Here is a 19,544-nt window from a genome sequence, read left to right as displayed (position 1 = left end):
TCTTGGAGACACCGTCAATCAATGACCTGAATATCTGCGTCGCCACCGAGAACGGATCGGGCAGTGCGTCCTCGAACAACATTCTGTTCAAGGCCATCTTCAAGATGGGAATCCCTTGCTCCTCGAAGAACATGTTCCCGTCCAACATCCAGGGGCTTCCCACCTGGTACCAGATTCGCGCCTCCGCCGAAGGCTACCTGAGCCGCAAGGACGTGATCGACGTCATGGTCATGTTCAACGACGCCACCGCGGCGAAGGACATCTACCGCGTGCGCGACGGCGGCCTGATCCTGTTCGACGACTCCGCCCCGCTGCCCGCTCACCTCAAGCGCGAAGGAGTCCAGTACATCGGGGTTCCGGCCAACAAGCTCGTGGCCAAGCTCGTCCCCGCCTCGCCGCTGCGCGCCAAGCAGCGCAACATGATCTATGTCGGCGCCCTGGCCTACCTCTTCGGTATCGACATGGATGTCATCAAGGCGGTGTTGCAGGACACCTTCGGCAACAAGCCCGCGGTCATCGAGTCCAACCTCGCCTGCATCGATGCCGGCTATCAATATCTCAAGGAAAAAGGTGCGACCCAGAACATCGCCCGCCTGCAGGTGATTCCGAACGGGAACAAGGGAAAGATCATCACCGACGGCAACACAGCGTGCGCGCTCGGTGCGATCTTCGGCGGCGCCTCCGTGATCTCCTGGTATCCGATCACGCCTTCCAGCTCGCTCGCCGAGGCGCTCGAGCACTATCTGCCCAGGCTGCGAAAAAAGAGGGACGGCAAACGCGCCTATGCGATCGTCCAGGCGGAAGACGAAATCGCCGCCGCGGGCATGGTGGTGGGGGCCGGCTGGGCCGGCGCCCGGGCGATGACCTCCACGTCGGGTCCGGGGCTCTCGTTGATGAACGAGATGATCGGCCTGGCTTACTACGCCGAGATTCCCGGCGTCTTCTTCATCGTCCAGCGCGGGGGGCCATCGACGGGGCTGCCCACCCGCACGCAGCAGGCGGACATCTCGCTCATGTACGGGGCGTCCCACGGCGACACCAGGCACATCATCCTGCTGCCCCATGACATGAATTCGTGCTTCGATCTGGCGCGGCGCAGCTTCGATTTGGCCGACCGTTTCCAGACGCCGGTGTTCGTGGCGCTCGATCTCGATCTCGGGATGAACCTCTGGTCCTCCGAGCCGCTCAAGCTGCAAAAGGAGCCCTTCGATTGGGGCAAGCGGCTGAACGCGCAGCAGCTCGAGGAGTGGGTAAAGGCGGGCAAGAAGTTCCGGCGCTACTTCGATCAGGACGGCGACGGCATTCCGTACCGGACCGTGCCCGGCAATCCGCATCCGATGGCGCCGTACTTCACGCGCGGCTCCGGCCACGACGCGGACGCCAGGTACTCAGAGGACGAGCACGACTACAAGTATATCCTCGACCGGCTGCGCAGAAAGTTCGAAACCGCCAGGAAGTATGTTCCCAAGCCGATCATCGAGAAGGAAAAAGGAGTCCGGACCGGCGTGATCTGCTACGGCTCGAGCTACGAGCCGGTGCGCGAGGCGCGCGACCGCCTGAAGGCCCGCGGGTTGAAGACCAACCACCTGCTGCTCAGGGCGTTGCCGCTCACCAGCGAAGTGCCGGAATTCCTCGCCGAGCACGACGTCGTGTACCTGGTGGAGCAGAACCGGGACGCGCAAATGGCGGCGATCATCAAGGATGAATACCCGGGGCTCGGCGCAAAGATCATCTCCGTGCTGGTCTACAACGGGCTGCCGGTGACGGCGGGCGAGCTGGTGCGGCAGATTCTCGAGGCCCGGGAATCCGCGGCCGCTTAGGGGCGACAACTCAGAAACAGAGGACGGATCATGACAGACGTCAAACGCAACCGTATCAATCTCACGGAAAAGGACTACGAGGGCGCCCCGTCCACGATGTGCCGCGGCTGCGGCCACGACGCGATCTCGGCCTCGGTGATGCGCGCATTTTTCGAGAGCAGCATCGATCCGCGCAAGGTCATCAAGCTGAGCGGCATCGGCTGCTCGTCGAAGACTCCGGCTTACTTTTTGGGCCAGTCCTTCGGGTTCAACGCGGTGCACGGCCGGATGTCGGCCGTCGCCACCGGCGCCAACCTGGCCAACCACAAGCTTCTGCCGATCGGCATCTCCGGCGACGGCGACACCGCGGCCATCGGCCTGGGCAATTTCTGCCACATGATGCGGCGCAACGTGAACATCACCTATATCGTCGAGAACAACGGCGTCTACGGGCTCACCAAGGGACAGTTCTCGGCCACGGCCGACATCGGCTCGGTGATGAAAGGCGGCAAGGTCAACGACATCCCGGCGATCGATCTGGCCGAGCTGGCGATCACCCTGGGCGCGACCTACGTGGCCCGCAGCTTCTCGGGCGACCGCAAGCAGCTCGCCCCCCTGATCCAGGGAGCGCTGGCGCACAGGGGAAGCGCGATTCTCGACGTCATCAGCCCCTGCGTGACCTTCAACAATCACGAGGGCTCGACCAAGAGCCTGAAATACGTCAAGGGCCATCTCGATCCGATCCACGACGTCGACTTCATCCCGCCGTACGAGAACATCGAAGCGGACTACGAGGAGGGTACCGACCACGAGGTGAGGCTGCACGACGGCTCGCGGATCGTCCTTCACAAGCTGAGCAAGGACTACGACCCGACCGACAAGGGGCAGGCGATCACCGCCGTCCATGCGGCGGTTGCGGAAGGAAAATTCCTGACCGGGCTGATCTACTACAACCCGAATCGAATCGACTTCGCCACCGAGCTCGACCTCTGCGACACGCCGCTGGCGGAGCTCGGCCAGGAGGATCTTCAGCCCACGGCCGAGCAGCTCGACGAGATCAACGCCAGCTTCATGAAATAGCGGCGCAGCGAAAGCTCCGTCGCGTCAAAAGCCCCGCGCCTCCCGCGCCGGCAGCTCCCGCCAGGCCGCGGCGATCTCCTCCGACGAGGCGACCAGCCCGAAGTGGCGCCGGATGTTTTCCAGCGTCGCCAGGTGGAGCTTCGGGTCGTAGGCCGCGGAGCAGTCCTCGATCAGCGTCACGTAATAGTCGTACATGTAGGCGTCGCGGGCAGTCGTCTCAACGCAGACGTTGGTGGCCACCCCGGTCACGAGGACGCTCTCGATGCCACGCGCCCTGAGAACCGTGTTCAGGTCGGTGTTGATGAAGGCGCTGTAACGGTGCTTGATGACCACCCGCTCGCTCGGGCGGGGCGCGATCCCGTCGTAGAACTCTGCCCCCCAGGTGCCCTCGCGGCACGTGTTGAGCCCGCTTCTCTGGGAGCTGCGGTAGACCCACGACGGCGTGTCCGTCCACTCGCTGTGCGTGGTCCGGATGTAGACGACCGTCAATCCCACCCGGCGCGCCTCATCGATCAGGCGGATCAGCCTCGGCACCATGGCGAGTGCGGCCGTGACGTCTTCGCCGCGCTTCGCCGCGCTCCCCTCCGGACTGACGAAATCGTTCTGGACGTCGACCACCAGGAGCGCGGCGAGCCTCGGGTCGCAGCGTTCCTTCAGGGTGCGGAGAATCTCCATGGCTCACCTCGTTTCTAATGATCGTGTTTTTGCTGCAACCCGCCGTGGCCCATCGCCAGGATATCGGCGCGGGTGATCTTCTCTCCCGCCAGCAGGCGCGGCAGGAGGATGTCGAACGCCGTGACCCGGTCGTGAAGCACGCAGCCCGAGAGTCCGAGCACCGGAGTTTCGTCGAGATAGGCCATCAGGAACATCGAGCCGGGAAGCACCGGGAAGCCGTGCACCTCGACCCTGGCCCCGCTCAGGCGGATCCCCTCGGGGGTCCGGTCGTCCGGGTCGACCGACATGCCGCCGCTGACGAGAATCACGTCGGCGCCGGCTGCCTTCGCTTCCTTGATGTGACCGGCGATCACCTCGGGATCGTCGGGAGCAAGCTTTATGGATTCGACGCGCGAGCCCAGCTCGCCGACCTTGTCGGTCACCACGGGCCCGAAACCGTCTTTGATCCGGCCGGAGAAAACCTCGCTGCCGGTAACGATCAAATGGACACGCCGGCGCGGCATGGGCAGGAGCGCCACGATGGGCTTTTCCGCGCACAGCGCCTCGGCCTTGCGAACCAGCTCCTCCTTCACGACGACCGGGATCGTCCGGGTGCCCGCCACCACGGTGCCCTGCTTCACATGACGATCACCGCGGAGCGTCGCCAGGATGAGGTCGCCGAGCGCATTGAATCGAAACAACAGCTCCGCGTCGACCTTGAGCAGGCCGTCGATTGCGGCAACGAGATTGACGCGCCCCTCGCTCGGCTCGGTAAGCTTCAGGTTGGGCCCTGCGGCGGCACTGGCTAACCGGCGGGCGGCGTCCTCTTCGTGAAGCTCGTCCTTCTCGAGCTCCATGACGTAGAGGTGGCGTTTTCCCACGTCGAGGAGCTTGGCGATGTCTTCCTTGCGGACGATGTGGCCGCGGCGAAACACCGGTCCTTTGTGCCCCCCCGGCACGATCTCCGTGATATCGTGTGCCAGCGGCAACCCGACCGCCTCTTCCACAGGTATGACCTTCAGCATTGCCGTATCCCTTGAAATACCGTGTAGCAAAAACGAAGCGGTCGCGCCACCGCAACGAGCCGTCGCCTGCGGCCGTCCGGGCCGCTCGCTCTGCGGCCGCTTGACACGGACGGAGCGAACCCCTTACTAAGGGCTCGGCACGTAGACACCGACCGGTTACGAACTCACGAACAGGAAGCGGCGCAGGACCCCATGACGGACGATGTTGCTGAAGCCATTCCCGCCGGCGAGGTGCCGGCTGCGGGGCGAGGCTCGGTCGTCGAGGTTTTCTGGGTCGCGCTCCGGCTCGGGCTCACTTCGTTCGGCGGACCCGTTGCCCATCTCGGTTACTTCCACGAGGAATACGTGAGGCGGAGACAATGGATCGACGACCGGAGCTATGGGGATCTCGTGGCGCTCTGCCAGTTCCTTCCGGGGCCGGCGAGCAGCCAGGTGGGAATCGCCATCGGAATCGCCCGCGCGCGCCTGCTCGGAGGGATCGCCGCCTGGCTCGGTTTCACGCTGCCGTCGGCGCTCGCGCTCACCGCCTTCGCTTACGGTGTCGCCGCATTGGCTCAGGAGACCGACTCCGGCTGGTTGCATGGCTTGAAGATCGTCGCCGTGGCGGTGGTCGCTCAGGCGGTCTGGGGAATGGCCCGCTCGCTGTGTCCCGACCGGGAGCGCGCAACGATCGCGGTTCTCGCGGCGATCGTTGCGCTCACGTGGCCGGGCGCCGCCGGGCAGGTCCTGTCCATGGCCGTTGCAGGGGTAGCTGGCTCGGCCATGTTTCCTGAAACCGCCGTGGCCCCGCCGTCGCCGATGCGCTTTCCGATCGGTAAAAGGACGGCGCTGGCTGCGTGGGTCGTCTTCTTTGCGCTTCTCCTGGGCTTACCATTCGTCCGGCGAGCCGTTCCCGGCCACGCCCTGGAGGTCTTCGACAGCTTTTTCCGCGCGGGCTCTCTCGTTTTCGGCGGCGGCCATGTCGTTCTGCCTCTCCTGCAGGCAGAGGTCGTCGGTCCGGGGTGGGTGACCGATGAACAATTCGTGGCGGGTTACGGAGCCGCGCAAGCGGTGCCGGGACCGCTTTTCACTTTCTCGGCTTACCTGGGGGCCGTCATGGGCCCTGAGCCAAACGGCTGGGCGGGGGCGGCGCTCGCCCTTCTGGCGATTTTTCTCCCTTCGTTTTTGCTGGTCGCGGGCGCGCTCCCTTTCTGGGACCTGCTTCGTTCGGTACCGCTCTTCCAGTCGGCCTTGAAAGGCATCAACGCCGCCGTGGTCGGACTGCTGCTGGCGGCGCTGTATACCCCGGTATGGACGAGCGCGATCCATACCCCGGCAGACTTCGGGCTCGGTCTGGTGGCCTTCGGCCTGCTCTCGTTATGGAAGGCTCCCCCCTGGCTGGTCGTCGTGTCGGCGGCCGCGGCAGGACGGGCGCTGGCTTTCCGCTGAGTTCATCCCGATCTTACGGTCGAGCCGTCGAAGCCACGGCAACCCGGGAGCAGGAAGACGCGCGAACGGTAAATCTCAAAGTTTTGGTGCTCAAGATGCCCGGCGTCTTGCCAACGCCGGCTCATTCGGAGCTCCGGAACCCGGGATCCGGTGGCACGCGGAGTCAGCCGGGGCTCCCTTTACCGTCCGCCCTCTCTTCCGGCGGCTTGATACCCCTGAAGGCCGCAAGGATCCAGAGATCGTAGACGATCTTCAATCCACCCGCCAGAAGAAAAGGCAACCCCAAGGCGGGATTGGAAAGCATCGCCCCGGTGAACAGCGGCGCCGCCGCCGCGCCGGCGTTGCGGGCGACCGAAAGCACCCCCGCGGACGCCGCGCGCTCGGTTGGATCGACGACGGCCATAGTGTACGACTGGCGCGTCGGCACGTCCATCTGCGAGAGCAGGTGGCGGGCCAAAAGAACGGCCGCCGCGGATTCGAAGGTCGGCATGAACGCCACGGCCGCGAGGAGAACGTTGGACGGCAAATGCGTGAAGACCATCGTGTTGAGCAGGCCGAAGCGGCGCGCGAACGGCGGAGCCGCGAGAAAGGAAAGCGCGGCAAGGAAGTTGGTGCCGAAGAAGATCCCGCCGAGGGCGTTCAGGTCGGCCTGGTAGCGGAGGTGGAACCAGTAGGCGACGATGCTCTGGACGACGAAGCCGCCCGCGAACGCATCGAGCGCAAATAAACCGGCGAGCTTGGCCACGATCCCGCGGGATCGCTTCAGGCCGGCCCCGTGCGCCGCGACACTTCGTCGTTGAGCCTCGGCCTCAGGGGAAAGCAGCGCGAACAAGAAAGCGAGCACGAGCCCCGACGCGGCGTAGCATCGGACGAGAAAGCCGTAGCCCGACGCGGCTTCCGGAGAAAACCACGCTGGCAACCCCACCGCCAGCGCCCCCGCCGCGCCCGCCAGTGAGCCCACGAGATTGTATGCGGCAAAGACGGCGGTGCGGTGCTCGTCGCGGGTCGTTTGCGGGAGAATCGCCTGTTCGATCGAAAGGAACGGCCCGACCTCCTTGCCCGAAGGGCTGACGGTGCCGAAGACCGCGGCGGCGGCCAGCAGCAACGGATCATCGTTGGTCGCGAAAATCCAGCCTGCCAGCGACATCAGGAGAGCTCCCACGACCAGGAACGCCCTTCGCCCCCATCGGTCCGCCACGGCGCTAACCGCAATCGTCATCGCCGCGCCTCCCCCGAGAGCCGCCGCAAAGATCCACCCGATTGCGGTCGCGCTCAAGCCGAGAGCGTCGAGATGAAGACCGAGGACGACGGAGAGAAAGCCGTAGGCGAACGACCGCACCGCGCAGGTCGCCAGCAACAACCAGCCGTCGCGCGAGACCGGAAAGCTCACGAGGAGGGAGCCCCTCAGCGCGAGCTACCGCTGCTCATAGAGTTCAACCGCCCGCCGTCGACCGGCAGGATCGCGTTGGTGATGTAGCTCGCCTTGTCGGAGGCAAGGAAAACCGCCGCCTCGGCCACCTCTTCCGGCCGGCCGATTCTCCGCATCGGGATGATGTCGTATTCCGGCTTGCGGTTGCCCATGTCCTTGCGGCCGATAGGTGTGCCGACGAGCCCGGAAATCAACCCGTTGACCCTGACGTCGGGAGCGAGGTCGGCCGCAGCCTGGCGGGTGAGCGAATTGATCGCCCCCTTGGAAACCGAGTAGGCGGCGCCCCCCGGGCTCGACCGCTCACCCGAGCCCGCGGAGATGTTGATGATCGCGCCGCCGCCCTGCTCCTTCATCATCCGGCCCGCGTGCTGGATGCAGAGGAAATAGCCCGTCAGGTTGACCGCCATGATGCGGTTCCATTCCTCGAGCGAGGTCTCCAGGACACCGCCTTTCGAGGAATGGGCCACGCTGTTGACCAGCACGTCGAGACGCCCGTGCGTCCTGCGGATGTGGGCGAAAAGGGCAGCCACCTGCTCGGGGTCGGCCACGTCGGCGGCGAAGGAATCACCGCCGATCTCGCCGGCGACCTTCCGCGCGTCCTCGAGATGGCGGGAGTGGACCACGACGGTTGCGCCTTCGCGGGCAAAGGCCCGTGCGATCGCCAGCCCGATGTTGTGCGTCGACCCTGTCACAAGCGCAATCTTGTCTTTGAGGAGCATTGTTTCCTCCCTCGACCCCTGGTTGCCATGATAGCTGGGGGCTAGGTGCCGCCCGCCGGACGTTCCGAAGAGCAGAGGCGGGAACCCGAGCGCAAGCGATTTTTGCGTCCCGTTCAGATCGGGCGGCGGCCTCAGCCGCCGAGCGAGATCATCTCGATCTTCTTTCGCCGGCGGGGATCGTAGCTCGCGGACCGGAGCGCTTCCAGTCTTTCCTCCGAGTAGCGGTCCCTGCGCCCCTTCCAGATCGCTTCGAGGAACTCGGCGATCCGATGATCGTCAGCGCCCGAGCGCAGGAGCCCTTTGACGTCGTGTCCAACCTGCGAGAACAGGCAGGTGACCACCTTGCCGTCGGCGGTGAGCCTCACCCGGGTGCAGCTCGTGCAGAACGGCTCGGTGACGGAGGCGATCACGCCGATATCGCCGCGGCCGTCGGCGAACTCGTAGTCGACCGCCGGGGCGCTCCCATCGCCGCGGCCTTTCTCCTTCAAAGGGTAACGCGCCTGGACCCTCTCGATGATCTCCTTTTTGCTCACCAGCTTGTCCGAGGTCCAATTGTTGGCGTTGCCCACATCCATGAACTCGATGAAACGAATGGCGAAGCCGTGGGTCCGCGAAAACTCGACCAGTTCCAGGATGTCGTCGTCGTTGACCCCGCGCTCGATCACGGCGTTGAGCTTGACGGGCTCGAGCCCGCACTGTTTTGCGGCAAAGATCCCCTCGAGCACCTTGTTCAGGTCCCCCCGCTTGGTGATGCGGGCGAATTTTTCCGGATCGAGAGAGTCGAGGCTCACGTTGACCCGGCGGAGCCCTGCCCGCCTCAGAGCGGGAGCCTGCGCCGCCAGGAGCGACCCGTTGGTCGTCAAGGAGATGTCCTTCAGCCCTTCGATTGCCGAGAGCCGCTCGATCAGCCGATCGAGGTTCTGGCGAACCAGCGGCTCGCCTCCGGTGAGCCTGATCTTCTCCACGCCCAATCCCACCAGGATGCGAGCGAGCCGGGTGATCTCTTCGAAGGAGAGAATCTCCTTCTTGTCGATCCACTCGTAGCGGTCGAGCGGCATGCAATACGAGCAGCGATAATTGCAACGATCTGTGACCGATATGCGGAGATCACGGATCGCGCGCCGGTAAGTGTCGGCCAGCATTGGGTTTTACTATGCAACAAAGGACTGCCGGGCGCAAGCGCGACGACTTGGCCCGGCGGGTTTCCGCCTTTGCCGCTCCGGGCCGATCTGCTATCTTATGTGGCGATGAGCCTCCGTCAGCAGCAGGTCGCTGTGTTTCTCGGCACCGTGCTTTTGATCTTCGGCCTGTTCGCCGCCGGTGTATGGCTCATCGCACAGCGGCTCACGCGAGAAGCGACTCTCCAGACCGCGCTGGTCATGGCGCGCCAGGTCGAAATCGCCCTCGCCGACAGCTTGCGGCAGCGTCCGGCTGCGCGGCAGCCCCAGGTCGCGCAATCCCAGGGCTCTTCCTTCTGGAGCTTTCTCGGCAACATCTTCCCCGGCCCCAGACCGGCCCCGAGGGCACAGTCCGGCCGCGCCGCCTCGCGCCAGTCGGAAGTCAAGGGGCTCATGCGCGCCTTCGTCGACCGCAGCGGCAGCATCGAGGCAATGTGGGTGCTCAATGCCGAAGGACGGATCCTCTACAGCTCTCTCGGACAGGAAACGGGGGACAAGCTCACGGATCGTGCGATGTACGAGAACCTGCGACGGGGGATCGCCACGGTCAACGCCAGGCAGCAGGGAGGCACGACGTATTACGACGTGCTCGTGCCGCTCCAGATGCCGGAGGGCGTGCGCGGTCCCGGCGGGTTGCGACTGTGGGTGAATCCCGCCGACTGGACCGAGCTGATTTCCGGAATGTGGCGCCAGCTCACGCTCTTGTTCGCGCTCGGGGGCGGAATTGCCCTGCTCAGCGCTTTTCTGACCACGGCTCTTTACACCAAGCGTTTTCGCTTGATCGCCGACACCCTGCGAAGCGCCGAGGCCGGCACCTACAGCGAACGCCCCGCCTATGCGAGCCGCGACGAGGTGGGGACCACGCTCGACTTGATCGACCGTCTGGTCATGAAACAGCGCCAGACGGGTACGGTCCCCGCGACCGCGCAGCGCCTCGCGATGGCGGCCCGCACGCTCGCGCACGAGGTGCGCACCCCGCTCAACGCCCTGGCCATCCATCTCGAGCTCCTCCGCAACGCGGCCCGCGGCGAAAAGGAGTCGGGGGCGCCGGCCGAGCAGCAGGAGCGCTCGCTTGCCGCGCTTGACGCGGGGATTCGCCAGGTGGAGCGGCTGGTACGCGACTTCACCGACTACTCGGCACCCGTTACCATGGAACGCAAGCCGGTGAACCTCGCCGATGTGCTCGCTGCGAGCCTGGAAGCGATCTCGGGCCAGTGCGCGGCGCAAAAAATCGCCCTGATCAAAGAGTTCCCTGCCGGCCCCTGCATCGTCCAGGGGGACGGCACGCGGCTGCGACAATCGTTCGACAACCTGCTGCGAAACGCGATGGAGGCGCAGCCGAACGGCGGCGAGATCCGCGTCAGCGGGGAAAGAGACGGCGCGCGGTTGACGTTGCGCTTCAGCGACGCCGGCCCGGGGGTGCCGCCCGAGCGGCGGTCGCAACTTTTCGAGTTCGGCAAGACCACGAAAATCGGCGGAAGCGGCATCGGGCTACCCTTGAGCCAGCTGATCGTGGAGGCTCACGGCGGATCGCTCCGCTACGAGGACCGCAACGGTGTCGGTCGCGGCGCAACGTTCGTGGTGACCCTGCCGCTGGAGTTATCCTGACCGTGGCCCGACCCAAGCAGACGGTTCTGGTCGTCGAAGACGACGCCTCCACACGCGACGGTCTCGTCGCGCTGCTCGAGAGCTGGGGCTTCTCCGCCCTGGCGGCCGCCGACGGCGCCACCGCCCTGCGGCTTTGCGAACGCGAGCTGCCGCAGGCGATCGTCACGGACCTGATGATGCCGGGCCTGACGGGAATCGATCTCCTCAAGTCGCTCGGGGATCGTATCAAGCAGACGGCCGTCATCATGCTCACCGGCCAGGCCACGATCGAAACGGCGGTGCAAGCGATCAAGCTGGGCGCGTTCGAATACCTCACCAAGCCGCTCGAGCCGCAAAAGCTGCGCACCGTGCTCGAAAACGGCCTCAAGCAGGTGTCGCTGGTACGCGAGGCCGACGCGCTGCGGCAGAAGCTCGAGTCCCCCCTTGGCTCCTACGGCCCGCTGATCGGCAAATCGCCTCCGATGCGCCGGCTCTATCAGCGCATCGGCCAGATCGCGCCGACCGACGCCGCGGTGCTGATCCACGGAGAAAGCGGCACGGGAAAGGAGCTGGTGGCGCGCACGCTTCACGAGCTCTCGCCCCGCCGCGAAGGAACGTTTCTCGCGTTGAACTGCGCCGCGATCTCGCCGACGCTCATGGAAAGCGAGCTTTTCGGCCACGAAAAGGGAGCGTTCACCAACGCGATCGAGCGCCGGCAGGGATGCTTCGAGCAAGCCGACGGGGGTACGCTTTTCCTCGACGAGATCACCGAGATGGCGGTCGAGGTCCAGGCCAAGTTCCTGCGCGTGCTCGAAGAAGGCCGGGTGCGCCGGATCGGCGGCTCCGCCAGCATCCCGGTATCCGTCCGCGTGATTGCGGCCACCAACCGCCCTCCGGCGGCCGCGGTCAGGGAAGGGAAGCTGCGTCAGGATCTCTTCTATAGGCTGAACGTGTTCAACCTCGAGCTGCCGCCGCTGAGGGAGCGCGCCGACGATATCGAGCTGCTCGCCCGCTACTTCCTGGAGTCGTTCGCGGACAAGTACGGCCGCCCGCTGCTGTCGTGGTCGACCGACTTCGTGCCCGCGCTGCAGGCGCACGGCTGGCCGGGCAACGTGCGCGAGCTGCGCAACGGCATGGAACGACTGGCCGTGCTCGCCCCGGGTCCCCAGCTCACCGCCGAAGATGTCCGGCAGTTCTGCCTGAGCCCGGTCCTCAGCGAGGAACCCGAAAGCGAGCCGTTGTCGCTTGCCGAAGCCGAGCGCCAGGCGATCGAGCGCGCGCTGGCGGCGACCGCGGGCAACAAGACCCAGGCGGCCCGTCTCCTGGGAATTACCCCGAAGACTCTGAACGCCAAGCTCGCTCTCTATCGCGCCGAGTAATTTCTCCCCGCGTCCTTACTTTTTCCCGCTCCTTTTTTTCGCTCCACCGCCGTAACTTCCCGATGTTTCGTGGTTCTCCGGCTGGCACAGCGCTTGCGCTGTTGCCGGCTCGCAAGCCACAGCCGACCGGGAGCAGTAACGATCCGGCGGCCACAACGTCCAAAGGAGTGGAAAAAATGGACAGTCGAAGACGCCTCTCGATCATGGTTCTCTTGAGCGTGCTGGCGCTTTGCGCTTCAGGCAGCCACGCCGCCGCCGAGCCGCGCGGGCAGCTCGCGCAGCGGCATCGCGCGGGCTCAAAGATGAGCGGCAAAGCGCTGGAGAACACCAACAGCCAGTGGTCCGCCGATCCCGAGCGCGGGTGGGTGCGAGCCGACGAGCGCCACGATCTCCACGAGCAGCGGTTTGAAGAGCGGGAACGAGCGAAAGGGCCCAAGACGAAAGCCCTCAAAGAGGGGCGCCCTGGAAAAGGATGGAAAAAATAGCGGAGCGCGAAGCTCAGCGCCGAAGAGGAGGAGACGATGAAAACCTTGATGGCCGTGCTGATGTCAGCGACACTGGGGCTGGCCGGGTGCGAGTTCGTCGCCGGAGCGGCGACCGGGGCCCTGGCGACGGGCGCCGGCTACGAGATCAACGCAAAGCGGCAGATGGATCGGCTCGAGGAGGACTACCGTAACGAGCGCATCGGCCGCAGGGAGTACGAGGCTCGCAGGAACCAGATCGAGCGAGGCTCGATCTTCTACTAAAAAGCGCGAGTGGCCATGGGAGACCCTATACCATGGTGCGGATGCGCATGGCTGCCGCAGCGCTGCTGGCCGCCGCTTCTTTGAGCCTGCCCGTGCGCGGCGCGGCCAGGGAGCCGGCGCCGCGCGCTTTTCGGGAATCGTCCTACCCGTCGAGGCAACGCTACGCTGCGCCGCGCTCGCAAGCCGAAAGGCTCAGGCGCATCATGATCCCGCTCCTCCAGGCTGCGGACCATCCCGTCGCGCTCGACGCCGTCCGGGTACAGATCGTCAACGATCCGTCGATCAACGCCGGAAGCGCCGGAAACGGCCGCTTCGTCGTGACCACCGGCCTTCTCCAGAGGGCTTCCGACGATCACCTGCGCGGCGTGCTCGCGCACGAGATCGCTCATGACGATCTCGGACATGCCGCCAGGACACAGATGATCGGAACGGGCGTGGGGCTCGGCATGCTGCTTCTCGAGCAGCTCTTTCCCGGCAGCGGCGCCGTGGCACCTCTCGCCGGCGCGCTCATCACTCGAAGCTACAGCCGGCCTCAGGAATACGAGGCCGACCGCCATGCGATCGAAATCCTGCGGCGCGCGGGACATCCGAAGGAGGTTATGGTCGATACGCTCGCGTGGCTGATGGAGCTGGACGGCGATACCGGGGGTGGGATCCTCTCCACCCATCCCGCAACCTCCGAGCGCATCCGGGCGCTTCGAAGTGTGCGCTGAGACCTGCGCTCCGGCGCGTATTTTCTTCCCGATCACGTCAATTTCTCCCGGCCCGCGGATCTCAGGATGTGCGCAAGTAGCTGTGTTTGAGCGGGTTTTGCTCATGGCACCGCTGTTGCTCCGTGCCTTGACGGAATCCGACACCGCGAATCACAGAAAGGAAGGAATCGATGAAAACCGCTGAAAAACTGTCGAAAATGGCCTCGGCGGGGCTGCTGGCCGCGGCCCTTCTCGCGGCAGGCTGCGCTGGCGGTCCCCTTACGACCCGAGAAAAAGGAGCCGGAATAGGGGCGTTGGGTGGCGCCTTGGCCGGCGGTCTCGTGGGTGCCGCAGTCGGCCACCCTGGAGCGGGAGCCGCAATCGGCGGCGGCCTTGGTCTCGGGGCAGGCGCCTTGATCGGCGACCAGCTTCAGGGACATGAGATAACCAACTATCAGCAGCAACAGCAGATCCAGCGCAACCAGGCCGAGATCAACCGCAACCGCCAGGAGATCGAGCGGCTGCGAAGACAGCAGGAGTACTGATCTTCCCCGGCCGAGGGCTCCCGGCGAGCCCTCGGCTTTCCCTCCTTCCGCGCTCCATACCCCATCCAGACCGGGAAACCCGCCGAACTCCACGTTCGCCGCTGCCTTGGGCAATGTCCTGTTGCCTGGCGGCGAACTCTTGACTATGTTGATTCTTTCGGGTGCCTCGTCTTGCCGGGACGGCTGTCCGGAAAACCCTATGCCTGGCGAAGCTCAAGAAGCGCGAAGAATCGTTGTCGTTTCCAACCGCCTGCCCTTCACCGTCGTTCAGAACGACGGCGCGATCGAGTTCAAGGACAGCGTCGGAGGGGTCGCCACCGGGCTCAAGTCCTTTCTCCATTCCGTAAAGACTCCGGGCTCCTCGAAGCTCGATTACCTCTGGGTGGGCTGGCCGGGCTGCACCATCGAGGAGCCGTTGCGCCAGCAGGTGAGCGCGCGGGCCCTGGCCGAGTTCCGCGCCTATCCCGTATTTCTCTCCGAACGCGAGATCGAGGATTTCTATCAGGGGTTCTGCAACAAGACCATCTGGCCGCTGTTCCACTACTTCCCGCAGTTTGCCGCCTACGATCCCGGCTACTGGCCGCGCTACCAGGCGGTCAATGAGTCTTTCGCCGAGGTCTTGCTCCAGACGGTCCGCCCGGGGGATATCGTCTGGATCCACGACTACCACCTGATGCTCTTGCCTCACCTCCTGCGGAAAGCCGCCCCTTACGTCCGGCTCGGCTTTTTCCTCCATATCCCTTTTCCCCAGCTGGAGATCTTCCGGCTTTTGCCGGGCAACTGGCGGACGGCGATCCTGCAGGGGCTCCTGGGAGCGGATGTCATCGGCTTTCATACGCACGACTACGTGGAGTACTTTCTCCGCTCGGTCCAGCGCATTCTCGGGTTCGACCATCAGATGGGAAGACTCTCGGTCGGCGGCCGCGTCGTCAAGGTGGGCGCCTTCCCGATGGGAATCGACTTCGCAAAGTTTTACGAAGCGGCAGGGCAGCCCGAGGTCCGCGCGGAGCGGGAAGAGCTACGGCGCACGCTGGGCGGATCGAAAATCATTCTCTCCGTCGATCGCCAGGACTATTCCAAGGGGATCATCCACCGCCTGCAGGCCTTCGAGACGTTGCTCGAGAACAGTCCCGAATGGCACGGCAAGGCGACGCTGATCATGATCGTGGTCCCCTCGCGGATCGGCATCGAAGACTACGAGGGGATGAAGAAGCAGATCGAGGAATACGTCGGGCGAATCAACGGTCGCTTCGGAAGGATCGGCTGGGCGCCGATCATCTACCAGTACCGCGCGCTTTCCTTTCCGTCTCTGGTGGCTTTGTACGCCGCAAGCGACGTCGCCCTGGTAACCCCGCTCCGCGACGGGATGAACCTGGTGGCCAAAGAGTATATCGCGAGCCGCCGCGACCAGACGGGAGTCCTGATCATCAGCGAGATGGCCGGGGCCTCGAAGGAGCTGCTGGAGGCGATCACGATCAACCCCAACGACCGCAACGAAACCGCGAACGCCTTGAAGATCGCGCTCGAGATGGACCCCGCGGAACAGATCCGCCGCAACTCGGTGATGCAGGACCGCCTCCGCCGCTATGACCTCTCGCGGTGGGCGGAGGATTTCCTCGGCGAGCTGGTCTCGTCCGAACCGGCCGGCGGGGCGGCGGGCCGCAAAGTCTTCAACGACTCCGCGCGACGCGCCTTTCTCTCGCACTACCGCCGGAGCAACCGGCGCCTGCTGGCCCTCGACTACGACGGCACGCTGGTGCCGTACGCCTTTCCGCCGGAGCTGGCCCGCCCTTCGGAAAAGGTCATCCGGATCCTCCGCCGGCTCGCCGACGATCCGCGAAACGACCTCGCGCTGGTGACCGGTCGCGACCGGGCGTCGCTCGACCGCTGGCTCGGGAGCCTGCCGCTCGCGTTCGCCGCGGAGCACGGCATCTGGATCCGCGGGTGCGACGAAGACTGGACCATGATCAAGCAGCTCGACGCCGAGTGGAAGGCGAGGATCATCCCGACGCTGCAGATGTACGCCGACCGCGTGCCCGGCGCGATGGTGGAAGAAAAAGAGTACTCGCTGGCGTGGCATTACCGAAACGCCGACCCGGAGCAGGGCACCGCGGTGGCGCGGGAGCTCGCCGATTATCTCCTGGCGTTCACGGCCAACATCGATGTGCAGGTGCTGCGCGGCCGCAAGGTGATCGAGATCCGAAACACCGGCGTCCACAAGGGAACCGCCCTGGCCCACTGGCTGGCGAAAAAAGCTTACGACTTCGTCCTGGCGATCGGCGACGACGTCACCGACGAGGACATGTTCGCGGCCCTGCCCGAGGGAGCCTACACGTTTCGTATCGGCTCCTCGCGCACGCTGGCCCGCTTCACGCTCCCCGGCTGCGCGGAGGCGCTGGAGCTTCTCGCCGAGCTTGCGGAAGGGAGCGAAGGCTGAGCCGCGGGCCGGCCCAACGAAAACTTCCGGAAGGGTGATTTATGCGATTCATCGACGCCGACGGCCATCTCGAGGAAAGCCCGGCGACCTTCAGCGACGACTACCTCGACCCGGCGTTCCGTGACCGGCGCCCCAAGGTGATCAACGTCGACGGAATGATCTACTGGATGCTCGAGGAGCAGCTCTTCCCCAGGCGTCTGGGCCCGGGCTGCCACAACCTCGGCACGCCGGCGAGCTTCGAGGGGAAACCCTCGCCGCACGCGCGCAAGAAAGCCGACACGCTCGCGAGCATGGAGCTCAGCGACGTGGGCGAGCGGCTGCGCGCGATGGACGAGGAGGGGATTTCGGTCCAGGTGATCTACCCGACGCTCTTCCTGGCGTACCCGCTCACCCGGAACGTTGGCCTGATGAACGCGCTCTGCAGCGCCTACAACCGCTTTCTCGGGGACCGCCTCGGCCGCCACGACCGGCTCAAGTGGGCCGCCGTCGTGAACCTCGACGACGCCCACGCCGCCGCGCGCGAAACCGCGCGGGCAAAGGAGCTCGGAGCCGCAGCGGTCATGGTGCTCGGGACCGCGGGAGAGCGGATGCTCGACGATCCCGGATTGCTGCCGTTTTACGAGGCGGTCGCGGCCGCCGACCTCGCGCTCGCCGTGCACGTCGGCTGGGCCTGCCCGCCGCTCAGCAATCTTTTCACCCACATCTATCCTTCTTCGGTCAACGCCTTCCTCTTTCCGGTGCTGATGGGATACTCGGCCCTGATCAGCGGCGGCATCCTCGATCGTTTTCCCTCGCTCCGCGTCGCCTTCCTGGAAGCCGGAAGCCAGTGGATCCATTTCATGACCGAGCGCCTGGAGCACCGCTTCAGGCACTCCGGAGGCTATCTGGCGGCGATTCTGAAGGAGACCGTCCCGAAAGCGAAGCTCTCGCCCACCGAGTATCTGCGGCAGGGCAATCTTTATTTCGCCGCGGAAGCCGAGGACGCGCTGTTGCCGCAGGTGATCGAGCTGGTCGGGGATACGCAGGTGGTCTTCGGCTCCGACATGCCCCACGGGGACCGCGAGCGTTTCGCCGGCAGGCTGCTCGCCGGGCGCCCGGACATTCCGGATTCCGCGAAGAAAAAGATGCTGGAGGAAAACGCGCTCCGGCTCTACGGACTTGGCGCGTCCTGACCGGGCCCCGGAAGCGGATCGGCCCCGCCAGCCTTTCGGGTCCGCAATCGCCGGCGCAGGCTAGCGCGGCGGGCTTTCTCCCGGCGAGCCGATCTCGAAGAGCAGCAGGGTATGGTCGTGAAGGAAGGTCCCGCTGACCGTCTCGACCCTGTCGGCCGCCCAGCCCTGTATCTCGTAGTCGTGCGAGACCACCCGTGCTCCCGGCTTGAGCTGCCGTTCGAGCCGGGGCCGCAGCCTGGCGTTGAACTCGGGGAGCATGTAGAGCGTGACCACCGTCGCGCCCGAGAGATCGGCCTCGAGCGCGTCCCCGACGCGGAATTCCACGAGATCCTCGACCTTTTCGCGCCGGGCGTTGGCGCGCGCTTTTTCCGCCAGCTCGGGATCGATCTCGATCCCCACGGCCCGGACGCCGTATTTTTTCGCCGCCCGGATGACGATGGCGCCGTCGCCGCTGCCGACGTCGTAGACGACGTCGCCGGGCCCGACACGCGCCAGCTCCAGCATGCGGTCGATGACATGGGGCGGAGTCGGAACGAAGGGAACCTCGCCGTCGGTCCACGTCGCGATCGCCGAGCAGCCGGCAAGACCGAGAAGGACGAAAGCGCGGAGCGCAAGCCGAAGCGAGAACCGATGCATGCTCGAATTCTTCCAGGATCGTAAACGAAGCCGGTTTATAGGGGTTTTCGATCCAGCCGTCAATCCCGCTCTTGCCCCGGCCTGCGTGCGCCTTGACAAGGCGGCGGAGATGGTATGTTCTGGCCTCGCAAAACAAAACAGGAGGGATGACGTGGCGATATGGGACGATATTCTGACGCCGCGCGATAAAGAGGTTTTTGCCCTGTCCGGTTACGGGAGGAAAGCCGGCTTCGGCCAGCGGCCCGCGATTCTGGTCATCGACGTGAACTACAATTTCGTCGGCGACAAGCCGGAGCCCATCCTCGACTCGATCCGGCGCTTTCGCAACAGCTGTGGGGCCGAAGGATGGGAAAGCGTTCATCGAATCCGCGAGCTGCTCGCCGAGGCGAGGAAAAAGCGGGTACCGACCTTCTATACCACTGGCCACGACGATCCGCTGAACAGCGTCGCTTTCGGGGGCTGGCAGGCCAAGAGCAGCCGGGCGTCCGAAGACATGAGCGCGACCTGGGAGAAGGGCAACCGCATCGTCGAGGAGATCGCGCCGCAAAAGGGCGACATCGTCGTGCGCAAGCAAAAGCCGAGCGCTTTTTTCGGCACGCCGCTCATGAGCATGCTCACCGCGATCCACGCCGACAGCGTCCTGGTGACCAGCACGACCACCAGCGGCTGCGTGCGCGCGAGCGTAATCGACGCCTTTTCCTACAACCTCAAGGTTTCGGTCGTCGAGGAGTGCGTCTTCGACCGCGGCCAGGCATCGCACAAGATCAACCTGTTCGACATGGCCATGAAGTACGCCGACGTGATCCCGCTCAGCGAGGCGATCGACTACCTCCGCCGCCTCCCCGACAATCTCTATGCGCCGGCGCTGTAGGTCGGTGAGCGATCTAAAACGGGAAGGGGGTCACCCATTAGAAGGCTGGTTGTCAAGAGGCGCACCACTCCTTTTGTTTTTTCTTTTTTACCCGACTGAGTCGTGACAAGCTGATACGCGCCCCTGTTTTCAATCATTCGGTGTCGGCGAGGTCCGCACCAGTCACC

At 65.1% G+C, this 19,544-nt stretch carries 18 protein-coding genes; 12 read left to right on the top strand and 6 right to left on the bottom strand.

Annotation, left to right across the window (positions count from 1 at the left end):
- Window positions 1–2: 2 nt before the first annotated feature.
- Both VNN77_01760 and VNN77_01755 read left to right on the top strand, forming a co-directional pair.
- Window positions 3–1,820, top strand: a complete 1,818-nt coding sequence (locus VNN77_01760) for a 2-oxoacid:acceptor oxidoreductase subunit alpha (GenBank protein ID HXG50118.1) — start codon at window positions 3–5, stop codon at window positions 1,818–1,820.
- 30 nt (window positions 1,821–1,850) lie between these two features.
- Entirely contained in the window at window positions 1,851–2,879 is a 1,029-nt protein-coding gene (locus VNN77_01755) for a 2-oxoacid:ferredoxin oxidoreductase subunit beta (GenBank protein ID HXG50117.1), read from the top strand.
- Window positions 2,880–2,903: 24 nt separating this feature from the next.
- Here VNN77_01755 and VNN77_01750 read toward each other — a convergent pair whose 3' ends face one another.
- Both VNN77_01750 and VNN77_01745 read right to left on the bottom strand, forming a co-directional pair.
- Complete coding sequence (locus VNN77_01750; GenBank protein ID HXG50116.1) at window positions 2,904–3,554, bottom strand: isochorismatase family cysteine hydrolase; 651 nt, start codon at window positions 3,552–3,554, stop codon at window positions 2,904–2,906.
- Window positions 3,555–3,568: 14 nt separating this feature from the next.
- Window positions 3,569–4,558, bottom strand: coding sequence for a molybdopterin-binding protein (locus VNN77_01745; protein ID HXG50115.1), 990 nt, complete (start codon window positions 4,556–4,558; stop codon window positions 3,569–3,571).
- A 192-nt stretch (window positions 4,559–4,750) separates the two neighbouring features.
- Here VNN77_01745 and chrA point away from each other — a divergent pair, with 192 nt between their 5' ends.
- Complete coding sequence (gene chrA / locus VNN77_01740) at window positions 4,751–5,986, top strand: chromate efflux transporter (protein ID HXG50114.1); 1,236 nt, start codon at window positions 4,751–4,753, stop codon at window positions 5,984–5,986.
- 163 nt (window positions 5,987–6,149) lie between these two features.
- Here the strand turns inward: chrA and VNN77_01735 are convergent, their stop codons facing one another.
- From VNN77_01735 to moaA, 3 genes are all read right to left on the bottom strand, one after another.
- The gene (locus VNN77_01735; GenBank protein HXG50113.1) at window positions 6,150–7,376 is read right to left on the bottom strand and encodes an MFS transporter; all 1,227 of its coding nucleotides are present in this window, start codon (window positions 7,374–7,376) and stop codon (window positions 6,150–6,152) included.
- Between the two features lie 14 nt (window positions 7,377–7,390).
- Window positions 7,391–8,134 (bottom strand): SDR family oxidoreductase, encoded by a 744-nt coding sequence (locus tag VNN77_01730; protein ID HXG50112.1) that lies wholly within the window; start codon window positions 8,132–8,134, stop codon window positions 7,391–7,393.
- 131 nt (window positions 8,135–8,265) lie between these two features.
- Entirely contained in the window at window positions 8,266–9,276 is a 1,011-nt protein-coding gene (moaA, locus tag VNN77_01725) for a GTP 3',8-cyclase MoaA (protein ID HXG50111.1), read from the bottom strand.
- Between the two features lie 105 nt (window positions 9,277–9,381).
- Between moaA and VNN77_01720 the strand changes: the two genes are divergently transcribed.
- The 8 genes from VNN77_01720 (at window position 9,382) to VNN77_01685 (ending at window position 17,870) form a co-directional block, all read left to right on the top strand.
- Window positions 9,382–10,920: a HAMP domain-containing sensor histidine kinase gene (locus tag VNN77_01720; protein ID HXG50110.1), complete on the top strand. Its 1,539-nt coding sequence runs from the start codon at window positions 9,382–9,384 to the stop codon at window positions 10,918–10,920.
- 2 nt (window positions 10,921–10,922) lie between these two features.
- A complete protein-coding gene (locus VNN77_01715) occupies window positions 10,923–12,278 on the top strand; it encodes a sigma-54 dependent transcriptional regulator (protein ID HXG50109.1) in 1,356 nt (451 codons plus the stop codon).
- A 176-nt stretch (window positions 12,279–12,454) separates the two neighbouring features.
- Window positions 12,455–12,763, top strand: a complete 309-nt coding sequence (locus VNN77_01710; GenBank protein HXG50108.1) for a hypothetical protein — start codon at window positions 12,455–12,457, stop codon at window positions 12,761–12,763.
- A gap of 36 nt (window positions 12,764–12,799) precedes the next feature.
- Window positions 12,800–13,024 (top strand): hypothetical protein, encoded by a 225-nt coding sequence (locus VNN77_01705; GenBank protein ID HXG50107.1) that lies wholly within the window; start codon window positions 12,800–12,802, stop codon window positions 13,022–13,024.
- 32 nt (window positions 13,025–13,056) lie between these two features.
- The gene (locus VNN77_01700) at window positions 13,057–13,737 is read left to right on the top strand and encodes a M48 family metallopeptidase (protein HXG50106.1); all 681 of its coding nucleotides are present in this window, start codon (window positions 13,057–13,059) and stop codon (window positions 13,735–13,737) included.
- A gap of 170 nt (window positions 13,738–13,907) precedes the next feature.
- Entirely contained in the window at window positions 13,908–14,261 is a 354-nt protein-coding gene (locus VNN77_01695) for a glycine zipper domain-containing protein (protein HXG50105.1), read from the top strand.
- Window positions 14,262–14,460: 199 nt separating this feature from the next.
- On the top strand, window positions 14,461–16,698 hold the full coding sequence (locus VNN77_01690) for a bifunctional alpha,alpha-trehalose-phosphate synthase (UDP-forming)/trehalose-phosphatase (GenBank protein ID HXG50104.1): 2,238 nt from the start codon (window positions 14,461–14,463) through the stop codon (window positions 16,696–16,698).
- Between the two features lie 41 nt (window positions 16,699–16,739).
- Window positions 16,740–17,870: an amidohydrolase family protein gene (locus VNN77_01685; protein ID HXG50103.1), complete on the top strand. Its 1,131-nt coding sequence runs from the start codon at window positions 16,740–16,742 to the stop codon at window positions 17,868–17,870.
- 60 nt (window positions 17,871–17,930) lie between these two features.
- Here the strand turns inward: VNN77_01685 and VNN77_01680 are convergent, their stop codons facing one another.
- Complete coding sequence (locus tag VNN77_01680; GenBank protein HXG50102.1) at window positions 17,931–18,506, bottom strand: methyltransferase domain-containing protein; 576 nt, start codon at window positions 18,504–18,506, stop codon at window positions 17,931–17,933.
- Window positions 18,507–18,657: 151 nt separating this feature from the next.
- Between VNN77_01680 and VNN77_01675 the strand changes: the two genes are divergently transcribed.
- Window positions 18,658–19,377: an isochorismatase family protein gene (locus VNN77_01675; GenBank protein ID HXG50101.1), complete on the top strand. Its 720-nt coding sequence runs from the start codon at window positions 18,658–18,660 to the stop codon at window positions 19,375–19,377.
- The last annotated feature ends 167 nt before the right edge of the window (window positions 19,378–19,544 follow it).

It is taken from the genome of Candidatus Zixiibacteriota bacterium, assembly GCA_035574315.1.
Taxonomy (GTDB): Bacteria; Desulfobacterota; Binatia; order UBA9968; family UBA9968; genus DATLYW01.
The sequence above is the reverse complement of the archived record's forward strand: the minus strand, read 5'-3'. Positions and strand labels throughout refer to the sequence as shown.

Coding starts and splice junctions, on each gene's coding strand:
- VNN77_01755 (HXG50117.1), top strand. CDS start 1,851: ATGACAGACGTCAAACGCAACCGTATCAATCTCACGGAAAAGGACTAC.
- VNN77_01750 (HXG50116.1), bottom strand. CDS start 3,554: ATGGAGATTCTCCGCACCCTGAAGGAACGCTGCGACCCGAGGCTCGCC.
- VNN77_01745 (HXG50115.1), bottom strand. CDS start 4,558: ATGCTGAAGGTCATACCTGTGGAAGAGGCGGTCGGGTTGCCGCTGGCA.
- chrA (HXG50114.1), top strand. CDS start 4,751: ATGACGGACGATGTTGCTGAAGCCATTCCCGCCGGCGAGGTGCCGGCT.
- VNN77_01730 (HXG50112.1), bottom strand. CDS start 8,134: ATGCTCCTCAAAGACAAGATTGCGCTTGTGACAGGGTCGACGCACAAC.
- moaA (HXG50111.1), bottom strand. CDS start 9,276: ATGCTGGCCGACACTTACCGGCGCGCGATCCGTGATCTCCGCATATCG.
- VNN77_01720 (HXG50110.1), top strand. CDS start 9,382: ATGAGCCTCCGTCAGCAGCAGGTCGCTGTGTTTCTCGGCACCGTGCTT.
- VNN77_01710 (HXG50108.1), top strand. CDS start 12,455: ATGGACAGTCGAAGACGCCTCTCGATCATGGTTCTCTTGAGCGTGCTG.
- VNN77_01705 (HXG50107.1), top strand. CDS start 12,800: ATGAAAACCTTGATGGCCGTGCTGATGTCAGCGACACTGGGGCTGGCC.
- VNN77_01700 (HXG50106.1), top strand. CDS start 13,057: ATGGTGCGGATGCGCATGGCTGCCGCAGCGCTGCTGGCCGCCGCTTCT.
- VNN77_01695 (HXG50105.1), top strand. CDS start 13,908: ATGAAAACCGCTGAAAAACTGTCGAAAATGGCCTCGGCGGGGCTGCTG.
- VNN77_01690 (HXG50104.1), top strand. CDS start 14,461: ATGCCTGGCGAAGCTCAAGAAGCGCGAAGAATCGTTGTCGTTTCCAAC.
- VNN77_01685 (HXG50103.1), top strand. CDS start 16,740: ATGCGATTCATCGACGCCGACGGCCATCTCGAGGAAAGCCCGGCGACC.
- VNN77_01680 (HXG50102.1), bottom strand. CDS start 18,506: ATGCATCGGTTCTCGCTTCGGCTTGCGCTCCGCGCTTTCGTCCTTCTC.